Origin of the sequence: Pseudomonas sp. HMSC066A08 (genome assembly GCF_001813025.1) — a bacterium.
Taxonomy (GTDB): Bacteria; Pseudomonadota; Gammaproteobacteria; order Pseudomonadales; family Pseudomonadaceae; genus Pseudomonas; species Pseudomonas aeruginosa.
In genome coordinates, this window is sequence record NZ_KV811376.1 from 80,435 (window position 1) to 94,348 (window position 13,914).

At 66.9% G+C, this 13,914-nt stretch carries 12 protein-coding genes; 3 read left to right on the forward strand and 9 right to left on the reverse strand.

Annotated features, from left to right (window positions below; all coding sequences use genetic code 11):
- Window positions 1-26 precede the first annotated feature (26 nt).
- The 6 genes from HMPREF2886_RS31050 to HMPREF2886_RS31075 all read right to left on the reverse strand — a co-directional run bounded on the left by HMPREF2886_RS31050 (window position 27) and on the right by HMPREF2886_RS31075 (window position 7,796).
- A complete protein-coding gene (locus HMPREF2886_RS31050) occupies window positions 27-1,442 on the reverse strand; it encodes a TolC family protein (RefSeq protein WP_033977790.1) in 1,416 nt (471 codons plus the stop codon).
- Window positions 1,442-3,601, reverse strand: a complete 2,160-nt coding sequence (locus HMPREF2886_RS31055; protein WP_033977789.1) for a peptidase domain-containing ABC transporter — start codon at window positions 3,599-3,601, stop codon at window positions 1,442-1,444. The genes HMPREF2886_RS31050 and HMPREF2886_RS31055 overlap by 1 nt, the downstream gene beginning before the upstream one ends.
- A gap of 9 nt (window positions 3,602-3,610) precedes the next feature.
- Entirely contained in the window at window positions 3,611-4,867 is a 1,257-nt protein-coding gene (locus HMPREF2886_RS31060) for an HlyD family secretion protein (protein ID WP_057388670.1), read from the reverse strand.
- Window positions 4,868-4,963: 96 nt separating this feature from the next.
- Window positions 4,964-5,263, reverse strand: a complete 300-nt coding sequence (locus tag HMPREF2886_RS31065) for a type I secretion effector TesG (protein ID WP_003093484.1) — start codon at window positions 5,261-5,263, stop codon at window positions 4,964-4,966.
- 308 nt (window positions 5,264-5,571) lie between these two features.
- Complete coding sequence (locus HMPREF2886_RS31070) at window positions 5,572-7,365, reverse strand: cholesterol oxidase substrate-binding domain-containing protein (RefSeq protein ID WP_070749060.1); 1,794 nt, start codon at window positions 7,363-7,365, stop codon at window positions 5,572-5,574.
- Between the two features lie 131 nt (window positions 7,366-7,496).
- Entirely contained in the window at window positions 7,497-7,796 is a 300-nt protein-coding gene (locus HMPREF2886_RS31075) for a hypothetical protein (protein ID WP_033969548.1), read from the reverse strand.
- A 766-nt stretch (window positions 7,797-8,562) separates the two neighbouring features.
- Here HMPREF2886_RS31075 and tyrS point away from each other — a divergent pair.
- On the forward strand, window positions 8,563-9,801 hold the full coding sequence (gene tyrS / locus HMPREF2886_RS31080; protein ID WP_070749062.1) for a tyrosine--tRNA ligase: 1,239 nt from the start codon (window positions 8,563-8,565) through the stop codon (window positions 9,799-9,801).
- A gap of 28 nt (window positions 9,802-9,829) precedes the next feature.
- On the opposite strand, the gene HMPREF2886_RS31085 is transcribed toward tyrS, so the two are convergent.
- Window positions 9,830-11,086, reverse strand: coding sequence for an OprD family porin (locus HMPREF2886_RS31085; protein WP_033977783.1), 1,257 nt, complete (start codon window positions 11,084-11,086; stop codon window positions 9,830-9,832).
- 384 nt (window positions 11,087-11,470) lie between these two features.
- Here HMPREF2886_RS31085 and HMPREF2886_RS31090 point away from each other — a divergent pair, with 384 nt between their 5' ends.
- Window positions 11,471-12,679: a Bcr/CflA family multidrug efflux MFS transporter gene (locus HMPREF2886_RS31090; protein ID WP_070749064.1), complete on the forward strand. Its 1,209-nt coding sequence runs from the start codon at window positions 11,471-11,473 to the stop codon at window positions 12,677-12,679.
- A gap of 85 nt (window positions 12,680-12,764) precedes the next feature.
- Window positions 12,765-13,187: a homoprotocatechuate degradation operon regulator HpaR gene (gene hpaR, locus HMPREF2886_RS31095; RefSeq protein ID WP_003093470.1), complete on the forward strand. Its 423-nt coding sequence runs from the start codon at window positions 12,765-12,767 to the stop codon at window positions 13,185-13,187.
- Window positions 13,188-13,202: 15 nt separating this feature from the next.
- Here the strand turns inward: hpaR and HMPREF2886_RS31100 are convergent, their stop codons facing one another.
- The gene (locus HMPREF2886_RS31100; RefSeq protein WP_003093468.1) at window positions 13,203-13,445 is read right to left on the reverse strand and encodes a hypothetical protein; all 243 of its coding nucleotides are present in this window, start codon (window positions 13,443-13,445) and stop codon (window positions 13,203-13,205) included.
- Window positions 13,446-13,523: 78 nt separating this feature from the next.
- On the reverse strand, window positions 13,524-13,914 hold a 391-nt coding region (locus tag HMPREF2886_RS31105), incomplete at its 5' end, for a cbb3-type cytochrome c oxidase subunit I (protein WP_177344473.1).

A 13,914-nucleotide genomic window follows, 5' to 3' on the forward strand; every position in this document is an offset into this window, starting at 1 on the left:
GAGCGCGGCGGCGCTTCCCGGGCTTTTCAGCGCAGGCTCCAGAAGCCCAGGCGGCCGAGGCTCGCCGCCAGTCGCAGGCGCGAGGTCTGCCAGTTGCCGAGGGCGCGGATGTGCTGGTCCTCGGCGCTGGCGTAGGCGGTCAGGGCGTTGAGCAGCTCGATCATGCTGCCGACCCCTGAGCGGTAGCGGCCCTGCACCACCTCCAGGCTTTGCCGCGACTGTTCGACCAGTTCGCGGGTGCGCGCCAGGCTGCGGGTCTCGACGCTGAGCGACTGGTAGTTGTTCCACACCTCCAGCGAAACCTGCTGCTCGGTGTCGGCCAGCTCCGCTTCGCTGGCTTCGCGGCGGGCCAGGGCATTGCGGACCTGGTAGGTGCGTTCGAAGCCTTCGAACAACGGGATGTTCAGTTGCAGGCCGATGCTGCGGTCGCGTTCGCGGGTGTCACCGTTGAACGCCATCGCCTGGTCGCTATGGCTGCGTGCCAGGTTGGCGCTCAGCGCCAGGCTCGGCCGGCCGGCGGCGCGGCTTTCCTCCACCGAGGCGGCGGCGGCTTTCAGCCGCGCCTGGGCGGCGAGCAGCGCCGGATGCTCGCGGCGGGCTTCGGCGAGCATCTCGTCGATGGCCTTGACGAAGCCGGTGTCGGGTTGCGCCTCCAGCTCGCCGGAGAGGCGCAGCGGGGTATCCGGCGCCAGGCCCATGCGCAGGGCGATGACGCCGAGGGCGTTGCTCAGGGCGCCTTCGTCGCGGACCTGGGCGAGGCTCGCCTGGGACAGCGCGGTCTGTGCCTGCAGGCGATCGGAAAGGGCGGCGGCGCCGGCCCGGTACTTGGCGTCGGCGGCTTCCAGGTTCTGCGCCGCCAGCTCCGCGACCTGCCGCGAGGCGGCCAGGCTGCGCTGGGCGGCGAGGGCGTCGTAGTAGGCCTGGGCGGCGAGGGCGAAGGTGTTCTGCAGGGTCGCGTCCTGGCTGGCGTTGGCCGCCAGCAGCAACTGCTGGGCGTTGCGCAGGGCGGCGCTGCGGCGGCCGAAGTCGAACAGCACCCAGCTCAACTCGAGGCTGGCGCCGCGCCGGCGGCGCTGGCCGTCGGCGGAGAGGTAGGGCGCGTCGCGGTAGTCGATGTCACTGTCGCTGCGGCTGGCGTCGAGGCGGCCGTCCAGGCGCGGCAGGTAGGCGGACTTGCCGATCCCGACCTGGGCCGCCTGGGCCTTGGCATTGGCCCAGGCGAGGCGGGTCTGCGGGTCGTGGCAGAGGATCCGCTCGATGGCTTCCTCCAGGCTCAGCTCGGTCGGTGGCGGCCCGCCGCGGCAGGGCAAACCGCTGCCGCCGAGGTCGTAGACCGCCTGCGCGGCGACCTGTCCGGCGGTGCCGAACACGTCCGGCTCGTAGGCGGCGGCGCCGGGAACCAGGCCGAGCAGGCCGCACAACAGGCCGGCGAGGGCACGCATCAGGCCTGCTCCCGCGCCGCGGCGGCCTGGCGTTCGGCCAGGCGCGCGGTGCTTTCGTCGAGGCTTACCTTGCCCTGGCCGAGGACTATCACGCGGTCCGCCGAGGCGATGGTCTCGGGCCGATGGGCGACCATGATGCGGGTGATGCGCAGCGCGCGAATGGCGGCGTTGACCCGCTGTTCGCAGTGTACGTCGAGGTGGCTGGTGGCTTCGTCGAGGAACAGGATGCGCGGCTTCTTGTACAGCGCCCGGGCCAGCATCACCCGCTGCTTCTGGCCGCCGGAGAGCACCGTGCCCATGTCGCCGACCAGGGTGTTGTAGCCCATCGGCATGGCCTGGATGTCATCGTGGATGGCAGCCATCTGCGCGCACTGCAGCAGCCAGGGCATGTCCGGCTGCGGGTCGAAGAAACTGATGTTGTCGCTGAGCGAACCGGCGAACAGCACGTCGTCCTGCAGCACCGTGCCGACCAGTTCGCGCAGGCCGTCCAGGCCCAGTTGCGCAAGGTCCAGGCCGGCCATGCGGATCTGTCCCTCCACTGGCGGGAGGATGCCCAGCAGGACATTGAACAGGGTGCTCTTGCCGCAGCCCGAGGGGCCGACGATGGCCACCGACTCGCCGCCGGCGATGCGCAGGTCGAGGCCGTCGAGGACCCAGGGCTCCTGTTCCGCGTAGCGGTAGCGCAGGCCCTGGATCTCGATGCTCGCCTCGCGCTCGCGGAGGTTCTCCGGGAGGATGTCGCCGTGGCTGACCTCCGGGGCCTGGAGCACGATGTCGGCCAGGCGCTCGCCCTGCAACTGGAGCATGCGCAGCTCGAAGAACTTGTCGATCAGGCTGCCGACGCGGCTGTCGAACTGCGACTTGTAGGCGTTGAAGGCCATCAGGATGCCGACGCTGAACTGGCCGTCCATCACCATGGTCGCGCCGAGCCAGATCACCAGCAGGTTCTCCACGCCGAACAGCAGGCCGTTGAGCTGCTGGTAGAACAGTTGCAGCTTCTGCGTACGCAGGCCGGCGTTGATCTGTTCCACCAGCAGGCCGAGCCATACCGAGCGGCGCTCGTCCTGGCGCTGGAACAGCTTCAGCGGGCGGATGCCGCGCACCGTCTCGAGGAAGTGGCTCTGCTGCCGCGCGGCGTGGACGATCTGCTCCTCGGTGGCGTTGCGCAACGGCCGGTACCAGATCCAGCGGCCGAGGGCGTAGAGGCTCATGGCGGCGATGGCGATGGCCGCCAGCGGCGGACTGTAGAGCAGCATCATACCGAGGGTGGCGACGGTCATCAGGCCGTCCAGCACCGCCGAGAGGAAGGCCGCGGTGAGGGTCTGCTGGATGCTGTTCACCGCGCCGAAGCGCGACACCACGTCGCCCAGGTGGCGCTTCTCGAAATACTGCGCGGGCAGCCGCAGCAGGTGGCTGAAGACGTTGGCCTGCCACTGCACGCCGAGCAGGGTGCTCATGTGCATCATCACCCAGGCGCGCACCCCGCTGACCGCCTGCTGCATCAGCAGCAACAGGCCGAAGCCGATGGCCAGGGTGCTGAGCAGGTCGCGGTCTTCGCTGACGATGACGTTGTCGATGGTCCATTGCAGGAAGAACGGACTGACCAGCGAGAACACTTCCAGCGCGCCGGCGAGCAGCAGCACCTGGGCCAGCGAGCGGTACAGCCCGGTGACCTTGCCGAGCATGCCCAGCAGCTTGATCCGCGGCGGTGCCTCCTGTTTCTCGAAGCCGCTCTCCGGCCAGAGTTCCAGGGCTACCCCGGTGAAGCTCCGCGAGACTTCCTCCAGGCCCAGCCGGCGCTGGCCGTGGGCGGGGTCGTGGAGCACCGCGCCGCGCCCGTCGACCGCCTTGAGCACGACGAAGTGGTTGAAGTTCCAGTGCAGCACGCAGGGCAGCTTGAGCTTGCCGAGGTCGCCGAGGTCGAGCTTCACCGCGCGGGTGCCCAGGCCGAGGCGGTGGGCGGTCTGGATCAGTTGCTTGAGGGAGATGCCCTTGAGCGATACCGAGAAGCGCCGGCGCAGTTCCATCAGGCCGGTATGGTGGCCGTGGTAGCCGGCGATCATCGCCAGGCAGGCCAGGCCGCATTCGGTGGCTTCGGTCTGCAGCACCAGCGGCAGGCGGCGGCCCAGGCGCAGGGCGAGAGCGTCGAGAAAGGCCATGGGTCGTTCCTAGAGTTTGCCGGTCAGGCTGTAGAGCGGTTCCAGCACCCATTCGTAGAGGCGCCGGGTGTCCTGGAGGATGTCGGCGTCCAGCAGCATGCCGCTCTGCAGCGGACGCGGCTGGCCGTAGGCGGTCACCGCCTGGTCGTCGAGGGTTACCCGCAGCCGGTACAGTTGCTCGCCATCCTGGCCGAGCCCCGGTACGCCGCCGACCATGCTGGAAAGCTCGGCGTAGGAGACGCTGGCGCGGGAGATCGACTGCACCTTGCCGTGGTACTGGCCGAACTTCTGGTACGGATAGGCCTGGTAGCGGATCAGCACCGCGTCGCCCGGCCGGATGAAGCCGATGGACTTGCTCGGCGCGTAGAGTTCGGCCTGCAACGGGGTGTCGGCGGGAACGATGCTCAGCAGCGGACGCGAGCTGTCGACGGTCTGCCCGGCTTCGGCGAGCACGGCGGTGGCGATGCCGCTTTCCGGCGCGGTGACCAGCAAGGTGCGCTTGGCTTCGCTTTCGGCCAGGTCCTGCTCCACCGCGCTGAGCTGGCGGCGGGTTTCGGCGAGCTGGTTGGCCTGTCGCGCGGAAAGCCCGGCGAGTTCGTTGCGGCGCTCGGTCAACTGCTGCCGCAGCGACGTGCGTTCGCGCTCCAGGCCTTGCAGGGTCTGGCGCTGGCCGAGCAGCTCGGCCTGGCGCTGCTGCAACTGGTCCATGGAGATGTAGCCCTTGTCCATCAGCCCCTGGTAGCGCGCGGCGGCGTCGCTGGCCAGCGCCAGCAGGCGTTGCTGGCTGTCGGTCTGGGCGGCGAGGGTGGTGAGTTCGCGCTGCAGGCTGGCGACCTTGCTGGTCAGGCTATCGCGCTCGTCGTCTTGCAGGCGGCGAAGCTTTTCCAGTTCGTCGCGCAGGGAGTCGCGGCGTTGTTCCAGGCGCCTGCTGATACCGGCCTGCACCGGGCCGGCATCGCTGCCGTAGCGTTCGCTGGAAAGCACCATCAGGCGCTCGCCACGTCGTACCGCCTGGCCTTCCTGGACGAACTTGCGCAGCACGATGCCGGCCTGCGGCGCGTGCACCTTGACCTGGCCGCTGGCGGGAACCAATTGGCCGCTGACGGTGCTGCGCTTGGTGTAGCTGCCGAACAGGAAGAAGCCCACCACCAGCAGCGCCATCGCCGTGGCCAGCAGGGTGAGGAAGGCGAAGGACACCGGGCGGATCAGCACAATCCGACCGAGGCTGCCGGCGTGCTGGGCGTCGAGGGCTTCCTGGCGAAACATGGTGGCTGGATCCTGGATTCGAATAACACTTGCATGACACTCCGGCACCCTTGCGTAAGTTCAAGCGCATGAAGTGCCGGAGTGCGATTTTTCTAATTAGATGGTGGTTCGGCCTACATCACCGGGACCGAAGTTTTCCCGGTACTGGCCCAAGTAACCGACAGCCGTCTCTGCATTGGTGAAGAGACCGACCGTGCCCCCGGCAATAGCGCCCATTGCGGTTGGCACGATCAGGCCGACCAACTGGGAAAGAGCGCCGAAGCCGAAGCCGCCGGCACCGCCCCATTTTCCGCCGATTGCCATGCCCGTCGCGGCGCCGTCGACGGCGCCTACGATCATGCCGGAAAGAGTTCCACCCGAAACGCAGGTGACTTCAATGTCATTGAGTTCTTTCATTTCATATATCTCCTTTAGGCTTCCCGTGAGTCTGGAAAGCCATTCGATGGTGCTAATCCGAAAGAGTGGGATGAACTGCCAGGATTAGCGGTTTTTCATGGGCTCGATAATTCGTTTGACAATGAGTTTCAATATTCGGCGGATGAAGGTTTGCCACTCCGGGTAAACTTTGCGAATGATTAAGGCCGGTTCGTGCGACACCTCGATAAGACCTGTTGAACAAGTCAACGCCGTGTCGAGGGCTCATTCATATCGGCTCCGGCCAACCGCGCTTCGTCCGAGTCAGTACGGCCTCGCATAGCGGCATTTCATGGCATCAGCCGGTCGAGCAGCGGCGAGCTGAACAGCCGATGCGGATCGGCTTCGTTCAACTGGCGCACCGCGCTGTCCCAATCGTTGTCTGCGACCAGGCCCTGGCGTAGCGACTGCGCCACCAACTGGTCGACCACCGTCGGCTCGTCCCAGGCGGCGGCGGGGCTGTAGCCCCAGCCCTTGCTCCACTCCACCCGCAGCGAGGCGTAGTCGCCGCTGAAGTGGTCGAACAGCCAGGCCTCGAACTCGTGGTAGAAGGCATTGGCCTGCGGGGTACCGGGCAGGCTGAGGATGTCCAGCCAGATCGCCGTGTCCCACTCCGGTTGGTCGGGGCGCGGACGGATCGCCGACAGGCTGGGCACCTGGGCGCCGGGAACGATCGACTCGCCGGGCTGGTCGAGCCCGCTGACGCGAATCTCCACCGGGCCGTTCATGGGGTAGTGGCCGTTGGCGCGGTAGGCGGCGACCATCGTCCGGTACTGCAGGTAGAACTCGTTGATCACCCGCTGCACGTCGCGACGCCGGGTCAGCACCGCGTAGCCGTTGGCGGTGACGCGCAGGGTGCTGGGCTTGATGTACAGCAGCAGGTCCTTGCTCCAGCCCCACAGGTCGTAGCCCAGGGTCAGCGCCATGCCGCCCACTACCAGGTCGTACTGCAGCTTGCCGAGCAGCGGGGTGAGTTCCGGGTGGCCGGTGTTGATCGCCGCCAGCAGGTCGGACAGCGCCTTGGGAATGTTGTCGGAGAAGGGGTAGTTGAACGGGCCGTTGACCGCGCGGGCGCCGAACGGGCAGCGCGGGGTCGGCGTCCAGACCTTCAGCCAGGGCTTGTCGGTGAAGGGGAACCAGATGGCCTCGGCGCGTCCGCTCTTCTGCAGGAAGCTGTCAAAGGTCCTTCCGCCGCTGCCGGCCGCGGCGAACATCTCGCTCGCCGGGATGTTCACGTAGCTCTGGCAGCGCATGCGCTTGTTGACCCCGGCCTGGAGGGTCGCCTCGACGATGAAGGCGCGTCCGAGGTGGACGAGGAACGGCGCGCAGGCCGGATCGTCGCGGCGGAAGGTCTTCAGCACGTATTGTCCGGCGGCGCCGTCCCAGACCACCGCGGTCAGCGCCACGATGCTGTTGCTCAGGGAGCCGTAGCTCTGCCCCGGCAGGCGGCTTTCGCCCTGCGCCGGGATGCCGGTGCCATGGCCGTCGATGGCGAGCACCCCGCCGAGGGTCAGGTCGCCCGGCGCCGGCGTGGCGACGAAGCCGAGCTTGACCCGCTCCAGTTGTTTCAGCAGGGCTTCCATGGTGACGCCGGTCTGCGCGCTGAACAGGCCGAACTCGCCCTGGGCGTCGATCCGTACGCGGGTCAGGTAACGGCTGGTTTCCACCAGCACGATGCGGCTCTCGCAGTTCTCGCCGCCTTTCAGCAGCAGCGGGGACCAGTTGTGACCCATGCCGCGCGGGCGCACCTTGAAGCCGTTCTGCCAGGCCCAGTTGACCACCGCGAGAACCTCTTCGTTGGTGCGCGGGGCGCAGCTCCAGAGGTCGTCGGCGGCGATTTCCCCCGACCAGTTGCGGAACGCCCGCCGATAAAGTTCGAGGCCGGCCGGAAAGCCTGCCGGCGCTGGACAACTGCTGGCGGCGGCTTCGGCGGGCTGGATGACGAAGGCCGGGGTCCAGCCGGCCACCAGGCCGACCGCGCCGAGCGTGGCACTCTTGCCGAGGAAGCCGCGGCGCGACAGGCCGCCGGATTCCTGGTCGGGATCGCCGACGAAGGTGTCGGCTTGCTGGATGGGGTCGTGCATGGCGGTTCTCCTGATCGGGGCGCTGGTCGCCCCTTCCCGGTTGCCGGGTCCTTGGTCGCCGCCGGGGGCGTCCGGGCCTCCGGCGACGGGGGAGGCCCGCTCCGCGACGGGAGCGGGCCGAGGTCCTGGGATCAGGTCCACTCGGTGTCGTAGTGGTAATCGATGCGGCTGGTGTCGCCGCCGAGCAGGCCGCCGATCGCGGCGACGCCCTTGAACACGCCGTAGCCGAGGGTGTCGGCCAGTTGATGGATGGGAGTCAGGCCGACGGCGTTGAACACCTTGCCGACCGAAGAGATGACCGACGTGTTGAGCAGGTCGTTGGACACCTTGACCACATCGACGATGGCATCGCCGACGAAGCTGAAGAGTCCGGCGCCCGATACCTGGTCGATTTCATCGAGGTTCAGTTCCTGAAGCGTGGCGAGTTGCATGGCGCTATTCCTTCATCAATCGAGTTTTGAGCGATAGCCGGCCGTCTCGCATAAACCGGAAGTTTGTGCGAAGGGAGACTGGATATCGGTTGCCAGCCGCTCTGGGTAGGGACTTTCGCGGCTGGTTATTAAAAATTACTGAGCGGCCTTCGGCGGTGTCAATGCAGGAGTTTGATAGGGTGGAAGTTCGCTGTTGGCTGTGGTTTGAATGGCGCCGTTATTTTGTCGATAGGATGTTTCCTGGTTTTTTCGGTTACCGTTGATAACGCGTGTGGCGGGTGCTGGTCATTGGTTTTTCGGGACCACTGCCCGATTGGGGAATTGTTTTTACAATGTCCTGTGCTAATTCTTGGGATATGGGGATGTTTGGCTTTTCAGAAAATTTCAAGTGTCTTTCTGATAGGTTTTCCATAGTAGCTCTACTAAATAAGGAGCCTACTTAAAGTTGGGTTTCTCGAAGTTGGCGACGTGGCGTCAGAAAACCGTTCGGGCAATATTGTGATGCCTGTTCCCCCGGCTCTTCATCTCATGCGCCTGTGCCGGCGGGGCGTTTCGCCACGCTTGCGTTCTTGACAGCCGGGCGCAGGTGGGTAGAGTGCCCCACATGAATCGCGCAGCACCGACCCTCAAGCGTTATTACGCCTATCTGCTCCCTCATTGAGGCGGTAGATGCGTCGCTGCATTCCCGAACCGCCCGAGGCGGCGGTCCGGTGAACTCCCTCCCAACCTGTCTCCTCGGGCATCCACCGTGCCAAAGGAGATACCCGTGTCCGTCCCGACCCATCAGCAAGACCTGATCGCCCTGCTCGAAGAGCGTGGCTTCGTCCACCAGTGCACCGACCGCGACGGCCTCGCCGCGCACCTGGCCGCCGGTCCGGCGACCGCCTACCTGGGCTTCGACGCCACCGCCGACAGCCTGCACGTCGGCCACCTGCAGGGCCTGATGCTGATGCGCTGGCTACAGAAAGCCGGGCACCGCCCGTTGCTGCTGATCGGTGGCGCGACCACCCGGATCGGCGATCCGAGCTTCCGCGATTCGAGCCGGCCGATCCTCACCGAGGCGCAGATCCAGGCCAACATCGACGGCATCGCCCGGGTCTTCTCGCGCTACGTCGAACTGCGCGACGACAGCCTGGTGAACAACGCCGAATGGCTGGACGGCGTCGGCTACCTGGAGTTCCTCGACCGGGTCGGCCGGCACTTCTCGATCAACCGCCTGCTGACCTTCGACGCCATCAGGCAGCGCCTGGACCGCGAGCATTCGCTGTCGTTCCTCGAGTTCGGCTACACCCTGCTGCAGGCCTACGACTTCGTCGAACTGTCGCGCCGGCGCGGCTGCACCCTGCAACTCGGCGGCGCCGACCAGTGGGCGAACATCATCAACGGCGTGGAGCTGTCGCGACGCCAGGGCGGCGCCCAGCTGTTCGGCCTGACCATGCCGCTGCTGGCCACCAGCGACGGGCGCAAGATGGGCAAGTCGGCGCAGGGGGCGGTATGGCTCAACGCCGAGCGCCTGGCGCCGTTCGACTTCTGGCAGTTCTGGCGCAACTGCGACGATCGCGATGTCGGTCGCTTCCTCGCCCTGTTCAGCGAACTGCCGATGGATGAGGTGCGCCGCCTGGGCGCCTTGCAGGGCGCCGAGCTGAACGAAGCGAAGGTGGTCCTGGCCAATGCCGCCACCGCCCTGGCACACGGCGAGCACGCCGCGCGTTCCGCCGTCGATGCCGCACGCGGGGTGTTCGCCGACGGCACGCGGGACAGTGGCCTGCCGCTGATGAAGCTATCCCGCGCGCGTCTGGCGCAGGGTCTGTCGCTGACCGACCTGCTGCTGGAACACGCGATCCAGCCCTCCCGCAGCGCGGTCCGCCGCCTCGCCGCCGGCGGCGGCCTGCGCCTGGACGGCACGCCGGTCAGCGATCCGGACGCGCCGCTGGCGGGCGAGGTCGACGGGCTGCGCCTGAGCCTGGGCAAGAAGCAGCATTTGCAACTGCGACTCGAGGATTGAGGCGCCTGCGGCCCCAAGGGGCCGCGCTTCACCAGAGCTTTACCGTGTAATTGACGATGAAGCGGTTCTCGTCCAGGTCCGCACCGTAGCGGCTGCGGTAGGTGATGTTGCGCCATTTCAAGGCGACGCTCTTCAGCGGTCCGCTCTGGATCACGTAGGACAGGTCGGTGTTGCGCTCCCATTCGCTGTCGTCGGCGCGGCCGGCGCCGCGGTCGATGTCGCGGCCCTGTACATAGCGGGTCATGAGGTTCAGGCCGGGCAGGCCGAGGCCGGCGAAGTCGTAGTCGTAGCGCAGTTGCCAGGATTTCTCCTGCGGCCGGGTGAAGGTCTGGTAGGCCATGAGGTTGGCCACGTAGGGCGTGGTGTAGCCGTTGAGCACCGGAAAGGCGTCGTTGCCGATCATCTTCTGGACACCGATGCCGAAGGCGTGGGCGCCGGCGCGCAGGGTGAGCATGGCGTTGAGGTTGCGATTGTCCACCGGCCCGGAGATCGCCGCGCCGTCTTCGCCGCTGTCGAAGTAGCGCAGGTCGCTGCGCAGCGACAGCCCTTCGCCCAGCGGCAGGGTGTGCAGCAGGCCGAGGTAGTGCTGCTGGTAGATGTCCTTGAGCTGGCCGTAGTAATAGCTGGCGCTGAGCCGAGGGGTGAAGGCGTAGGTCGCGCCGGCGAGATTGAACTCGTCGCTGGCGTGGGCCTTGTCGCGGCCCATGATGTACATGTCGTCGCTGCCGGCCGACTCGCGAGTGCGCGACTTCCACAATTGCCCCGCGGTGAGGGTGAGACCCTCGATCTCGCTGGAGGTCAGCAGCGCGCCGTCGAAGGTCTGCGGCAGCAGGCGCACGTCGTCGCGGAACGCCACCGGCAGTTGCGGCATGAGGATGCCGACCTGTAGCTGGGTCTGCGAATAGCGCAGCTTGGCGGTCAGGCCGAGGTGACTGTAGTCGTCCACCGGCTCCTTCGAGTTCGCTCCGAACGGCAGCGTGCCATCGTTGCTACGCCCGCGTCCCGAGTCGAGCCTGACGCCGAGCAGCCCGGTAGCGTCCAGGCCGAAGCCGAGCGGACCGTCGGTGAAACCGGATTGCAGGCGCAGGACGAAGCCCTGCGACCAGTTGCCGGCCTGCGATTGGGGCGCATCGTGCTGGCGGTAGTCGCGCAACTGGTAGAAGTTGCGGAGGTCGAGGTGGGCGCTGCTGTCCGCGAGGAATTCCGCTTGCGCGGCGAGGGGCAGGAGGCCGAGGCCAAGCGCATAGCTGCGCCAGGCGTGCGGGCGGGGGCAAGCCGTGTTCATCGATTCTTCCCTTGGTTGTTGTTTTTGTCGGTCTGGGTGACGCCGATTGCATGGGCAGTTTTAACATATTGTTAATTTGTTAATGAAATTCTGGTCGATGTACTTGGAGCTCACGCCGGATTCTGCTCCTTGTCATGCGCCTTTTCGGCTTGCGAATACGGCTTGTCCAGGTTGGCGAGGCGAACCACGCTTCGAGGAAAGGAAGCCTCTGGTTTATTCGTTCATCGTTAATCTGTTAACGTTGTCGGCCCGCGAAAGGAGCCAGGCCCCGCGCGCCGGCAGGGTGAACGAGGTCGCGGCGCGAGGATTTCCCGGACGGCGAACTTGCATCCGCGTGCACGGCGGTGTCGTCTGGACCGAAAGGCGAAGAAGAGGAGTGCGAGCGTGCCTGCGAGTGCATCGAGGATTCAGGTCGGAAGCGGCGAACGACGCCTGTTGCTGCTGTTGTCGGCGCTGGTGGCGTTCGGCCCGCTGTCGATCGACATGTACCTGCCGAGCCTGCCGGCGATCGCCGCCGATCTCGGCGCCAGCGATGCCCAGGTGCAGCGGAGCATCAGCGGCTTCCTGGTCGGCTTCTGCGTCGGCATGCTGTTCTACGGCCCCTTGTCCGACCGTTTCGGCCGGCGCCCGGTGCTGCTGGCCGGTATCGCCTTGTACCTGTTCAGCAGCCTGGCCTGCGCGCTGGCCGACAGCGCGGGGCAACTGGTCCTGCTGAGGGTGCTCCAGGCCCTCGGCGGCGGCGCCGCGTCGGTGCTGGCGCGGGCCATGGTGCGCGACCTCTATCCGTTGGGCGAGGCCGCCCGGATGCTGGCATTGATGCACATGGTGACCATGCTGGCACCGCTGGCCGCGCCGCTGCTCGGCGGCTACCTGATGCTGTGGGCCGGCTGGCGCGCGTTGTTCGTGGTCCTGGCGCTGTTCGCCGGGCTCTGCCTGCTGGCGGTCTGGCAGGTCGCCGAAAGCCACCCGCCGGAGCGCCGCGGCGGCAGCCTGGCCCAGGCCTTTCTCGCCTATGGGCGGCTGCTCGGCGACCGTCGCGCGCTGGGCTACGTGCTGTGCATGGGGCTGGCGTTCGCCGGGATGTTCGCCTACATCAGCGCCGCGCCCTTCGTGTTCATCGAGCATTTCGGCGTGCGCGCGGAGCGCTTCGGCTGGTTCTTCGGCCTGAACATCCTCGGCGTGATGCTCGCCACCTGGTGCAGCGCGCGTCTGGTGCGCCGCCACGGCCCGCGGCCGCTGCTGCGGGCCGGCAGCCTGCTGGCCTGCGTGTCCGGCCTGTTCCTCCTCGGCTATGCGGCGCTCGGCGAGCGGGGCGGGTTGTGGGCGCTGGTGCCTGGGTTGCTGTGCTTCGTCAGCGTCACCGGCCTGCTCGGCGCCAACTGCATCGCCAGCCTGCTGGCGTTGTATCCCGGACAGGCCGGGGCGGCTTCGGCGGTGGCGGTGTCCGGGCAGTTCGGCCTCGGCTGCCTGGCCAGCCTGGCGGTCGGCTGGCTGGCGTTGCCCGGCGTTCTGCCGATGGCGCTGGTGATGGCCATCTGCGGCGTCGGCAGCCTGCTCGCGCTGGGCTTGGCCCTGCACGGCGGAAACCGTTGATTTCCTTCTGCATACCCGCATGCAGCCTGTGTTTTTTCCGCTACTCTTCTGCACTTTCGAAACCAGTCATCCAAGCTCGGACCCTATGTCAACGCCAAGACCCTCCCTGACCCTGACCCTGTTGCAGGCTCGCGAAGCCGCGATGAGTTTCTTCCGTCCCTCCCTCAACCAGCACGGCCTCACCGAGCAGCAGTGGCGGGTGATCCGCATCCTGCGCCAGCAGGGCGAGATGGAGAGCTACCAGTTGGCCAACCAGGCCTGCATCCTGCGTCCGAGCATGACCGGCGTGCTGGCGCGCCTGGAGCGCGACGGCATCGTTCGGCGCTGGAAGGCGCCGAAGGACCAGCGGCGGGTCTACGTGAACCTGACGGAAAAGGGCCAGCAGTGCTTCGTCTCCATGAGCGGCGACATGGAGAAGAACTACCAGCGCATCCAGGAGCGGTTCGGCGAGGAAAAGCTCGCGCAGTTGCTGGAACTGCTCAACGAGCTGAAGAAGATAAAGCCCTGAAGCGACTGGCCGGCGTCATGCCGGCCAGTTCTTGTCCCAGTGCCGGCAGTCGCCCTGGCAGCGGCCGGGACAGCCGCAGCCGGTGCGGCTCCTGCCGGTTTCCCGCTCGACTCGGCGGGCCACCTCCTCGTCGTCGGCGAACGGCAGCATGCTCGCCTGGTCCAGGGTCTTGGCGTGGCGCAGGCTCCAATGCACGCCGAAGAACAGCACGGCGACCGCCAGCAGTTCCAGCAGGATCTCGCTCCAGCTGAATTCCATGATGATTCTCCTCGTCGGCTGTCGAGCCTTGCCCGCAGCGTGGCGGGCGAGGCTCGGGAAGGGACGCGCTGTCGCGGCTCAGGCCATGCGGGCCGCCGCGAGGATTCCTTCCGGGCGCGCCTGGCGTACCGTGCGCCAGGTGTTGTAGCTCATCAGCAGCATGCCGGTGAGGAAGAACCCGCCACCGACCAGGCGCACGATGAAGCCCGGATGGCTGGCCACCAGCGACTCGACGAAGGAGTAGGTCAGCGTGCCGTCCTCGTTGACCGCGCGCCACATCAGGCCCTGGGTGATGCCGTTGACCCACATCGAGGCGATGTACAGCACGGTGCCGATGGTGGCCAGCCAGAAGTGCGCATTGATCAGGCCGACGCTGTGCATCTTCTCGACCCCGTAGACCTTGGGAATCAGGTGGTAGAGCGAGCCGATGGTGATCATCGCGACCCAGCCGAGGGCGCCGGCGTGGACG

Coding starts and splice junctions, on each gene's coding strand:
- HMPREF2886_RS31050 (WP_033977790.1), bottom strand. CDS start 1,442: ATGCGTGCCCTCGCCGGCCTGTTGTGCGGCCTGCTCGGCCTGGTTCCC.
- HMPREF2886_RS31055 (WP_033977789.1), bottom strand. CDS start 3,601: ATGGCCTTTCTCGACGCTCTCGCCCTGCGCCTGGGCCGCCGCCTGCCG.
- HMPREF2886_RS31060 (WP_057388670.1), bottom strand. CDS start 4,867: ATGTTTCGCCAGGAAGCCCTCGACGCCCAGCACGCCGGCAGCCTCGGT.
- HMPREF2886_RS31065 (WP_003093484.1), bottom strand. CDS start 5,263: ATGAAAGAACTCAATGACATTGAAGTCACCTGCGTTTCGGGTGGAACT.
- HMPREF2886_RS31070 (WP_070749060.1), bottom strand. CDS start 7,365: ATGCACGACCCCATCCAGCAAGCCGACACCTTCGTCGGCGATCCCGAC.
- HMPREF2886_RS31075 (WP_033969548.1), bottom strand. CDS start 7,796: ATGCAACTCGCCACGCTTCAGGAACTGAACCTCGATGAAATCGACCAG.
- HMPREF2886_RS31085 (WP_033977783.1), bottom strand. CDS start 11,086: ATGAACACGGCTTGCCCCCGCCCGCACGCCTGGCGCAGCTATGCGCTT.
- hpaR (WP_003093470.1), top strand. CDS start 12,765: ATGTCAACGCCAAGACCCTCCCTGACCCTGACCCTGTTGCAGGCTCGC.
- HMPREF2886_RS31100 (WP_003093468.1), bottom strand. CDS start 13,445: ATGGAATTCAGCTGGAGCGAGATCCTGCTGGAACTGCTGGCGGTCGCC.